The organism is Herpetosiphonaceae bacterium (genome assembly GCA_036374795.1).
In the GTDB taxonomy this organism is placed as follows: Bacteria; Chloroflexota; Chloroflexia; order Chloroflexales; family Kallotenuaceae; genus LB3-1.
Map to the genome: position 1 here is coordinate 1 of DASUTC010000266.1, position 3,406 is coordinate 3,406.

The 3,406-nt window shown below is 69.3% G+C and carries 1 protein-coding gene; it reads right to left on the bottom strand.

The features are described 5' to 3' along the window. Positions 1-3,389, bottom strand: a 3,389-nt coding sequence (locus VFZ66_20330; protein HEX6291542.1) for an amino acid adenylation domain-containing protein, incomplete at its 3' end; no start/stop codon positions are given. Between the last annotated feature and the right edge of the window lie 17 nt (positions 3,390-3,406).

Below are 3,406 nucleotides of genomic sequence, written 5' to 3' on the forward strand. Positions count from 1 at the left end.
ACCAGCCGCTTGTTGCCCGGCGTGTCCTCGCGGGCGATCACGACCGCCTCGCGCACGCTCGCGTGCTGCCCCAGCACCGCCTCGATCTCCCCCAGCTCGATCCGGAACCCCCGGATCTTCACCTGCTGGTCCGCGCGCCCCACGAATTCCACCGTGCCATCCGGTCGGTAGCGCCCCAGGTCCCCCGTCCGGTACAGCCGATCGCCTGCCGCCTCGGTGAACGGGTTGGGCAGGAACCGCTCCTGCGTCAGCCGCCCATCGCCCAGGTAGCCCCGCGCCAGGTGCGGGCTGCGCATGTAGATCTCCCCCACCTCGCCGATCCCCGCCAACTGCTGCCGCGCGGTCAGCACCAGCACCTGCACGTCGTCCATCCCCCGCCCCAGCGGCAGGATCTCCTTCGCCCGCAGGTCCAGCCCCGTCGGCGGTCGCTCCTCCTCCGGCGGGATGCGGTAGTAGCCCACCGCCCGTTGCGTCTCGGTCGAGCCGTAGAAGTTGATGCACTGCACCTGCGGCGCCAGCGCCCGGATGCGCGCCACATCGCGCAGCGTGAGCACGTCGCCGACGATGAAGGCGTAGCGCAGCGTGGCGAGCGGCGGCTCGCCGGTGGCGGCCTCGGCGCCGGTTTCGGTCAGCAGTTGGCCCAGCGCGGGCGTCAGATGCGCAATCGTAATGCCCTGCTGGCGCATCCAGGCCGCCAGGCGCCCCGGCGTGACGATCGTCTCCGGCTCCGGCACGCAGACCGTGGCGCCCAGACACAGCGGCGTGAACATATCGCGCTGCAACGGGTCGTGGGCCAACCCGGAGATCATGCTGTAGCGGTCGGTTTGGTGCAGGCCGAAGGTGCGCTGCAAGAAGGGCAGGAAGTGCGTCAGCGGGCCGTGGCGCGCGACGATGCCCTTGGGCGTGCCGGTCGAGCCGGAGGTAAAGCCGATGATCGCGGCGTGGTCGGGACCGACCGCCACCTGCGGGTCGCTGGGTGGCGCGGCGGCGAGCAGCGCGGGCGGCGCGGTGCGCAACGCCTGCGGCAGCACCAGCCGACAGGCGTAGGCCTGGGTGGCGAGGCACGCTTCCAGCGCGTCGGGCACCGCACCGGCGGCTTCGAGCTGCACGAAAGCGCGCGGCTGGGCGAGCTGCACATAGTCGATCAGGCGCGCCGGGGGGTAGGCCGGATCGAGGATCGTGTAGGCGGCGCCGGCCTTGAGCACGCCGAGGATCGCGCAGACCAGCGCGGCGCTGCGGGCGCTGTAGAGCGCGACCACATCGTCGGGCTGCACGCCGTGGGCCAGCAAGACATGGGCGAGCTGGTTGGCGCGGGCGTCGAGCTCGGCATAGCTCCAGGTATCGTGGGGATCGACGAGCGCGATGCGGTCTGGATGCTGCTGGGCCTGCTGGGCGACGAGCGTATGGACCGCGCCGTGCCAGGTGGCATCGAGCGGCAGGGTCGGATCGGGCAGCAGCGGCAGGGCGCGGGGCGTGACCAGGGTGTAGGTGCCGATGGGCTGGTCGGGCTGCGCGACGATCTGGGCGAGCAGATGCGCGAACTGGGCGAGCAACTCCTGGATACGGGCGGGGCGGAAGAGCTGGGCGTTATAGACCAGGGAGAGGGCGATCGGCGCGCCGGGCTGGTCCTGGGCATAGAGCGTGAGGTCGAACTTGGCGCCGACTTCGGGAGCGGTGAGCGGCTCGGCGGTGAGGCCGGGAAGGTCGAGGCGCATGGGGGGGAGGTTGAGCATGTTGAAGAAGACCTGGAAGAGCGGGGTATGGCTGACGTTGCGCTCGGTATGCAGGTCGTCGAGGAGTTGCTCGAAGGGGAGGTCCTGATGGGCGTAGGCATCGAGGGTGGTTTCGCGGACGCGGGCGAGGAGGGCACGGAAGGAGGGATCGCCGGCGAGGTCGGTCCGGAGGACGAGGGTATTGAGGAAGAAGCCGACGAGGGACTCGGTTTCGCGGCGGGTACGCCCGGCGATGGGCGTACCGACGAGGATGTCAGACTGGCCGGCGAGGCGGGCGAGGAGGAGCTTGAAGGCGGCGAGCAGGGTCATAAAGAGCGTGGCGCCGACGGCGCGGCTCAGCGCCCGCAGCGCGTCGCTCAGCTCCGCCGGGAGCTCGGCGATCTGCTGCCCACCCTCGAAGGTCCGCACCGGCGGGCGGGGCCAGTCGGTGGGCAGCTCCAGCACGGGCTGCGCGCCATCCAAGCGCTGTCGCCAGTAGCCAAGCTGCTGCTCCAGGACCTCGCCCTGAAGCCACTGGCGCTGCCAGAGGGCGTAGTCGGCGTACTGCACGGGCAGTTCCGGGAGAGGCGACGGCTGATCGGTGGTCAAGGCGGTGTAGAGCGCGCTCAGCTCGCGCACGAAGACGCTGATCGACCAGCCATCCGAGACGATATGATGCATCGTCACCAGCAGCATATGGTCCTCGTCGCTCAGCCGGATCAGCGTACATCGAAGCAGCGGGCCATGTGCGAGATCGATCGGCTGCCTGTGCTCTTCCAGCATCCAGCGCTGGGCCTCAGCCGGTCGTCGATCGGGCGGCAGTGCGCTTAGATCGCGCAGGATCAGGCCCGTCTTAGTCGCTGGATCGATCACCTGCGCCGCAACGCCATCAGTTGCCGTGAATCTGGTACGCAGCGCGGCATGACGACGCACGATCTCGCTCAGGCTCTGCTCAAGCGCTGGCATGTCAAGTGATCCAGTCAGCCGAAAGCTTGCCGGGATGTTATAGGTCGTGCTGCCGGGCTCCAACTGATCGAGAATCCAGAGGCGCTCCTGGGCAAACGACAGCGGTAGTGGCTGGTCGTGCGCGACCGGCACAATTGGCATGCTCGCTAGATAGCTCGCGCTGCGCTGTGCTGTCTCGATCCGCGCGGTCAGCTCGGCGACTGTCGGCGCCTCAAAAAGACTTCGGAGCGGCAGATCGACATGCAGAATTTCGCGTATCTGTGAGATGATCTGCGTTGCCAGCAGCGAGTGGCCGCCTAGCTCAAAGAAGTTGTCGTAGATGCCCACCCGCTCGACGTCGAGCACGTCGGCCCACATATTCGCTACCAGCTCTTCCGCAGGCGTACGCGGCGCGATGATCGCCTCCTGGCCGTCTGCCCGTGTAAAATCGGGCACGGGCAGCGCCTGCCGATCGACTTTGCCATTGGGGGTCAGCGGCAGCGCCTCCAGCACCACGAACGCGCTCGGCACCATGTACTCCGGCAGCCGCGCCGCCAGGAAGGCGCGCAGGTCCGCGGGCACCGGGCTGAGGGCACCGGGCTGAGGGCCGCGCCGCGCCTCTCCTGCCGTCGGTGCGTGGGCTTCCGTAGGCGCGTGGGCGCCCACCACGTATGCGACCAGCCGCTGCGCCCCAGGCCGATCTTCCCGCGCCAGCACCACGGCCGCGCGCACGGCGGGATGCTGCCCCA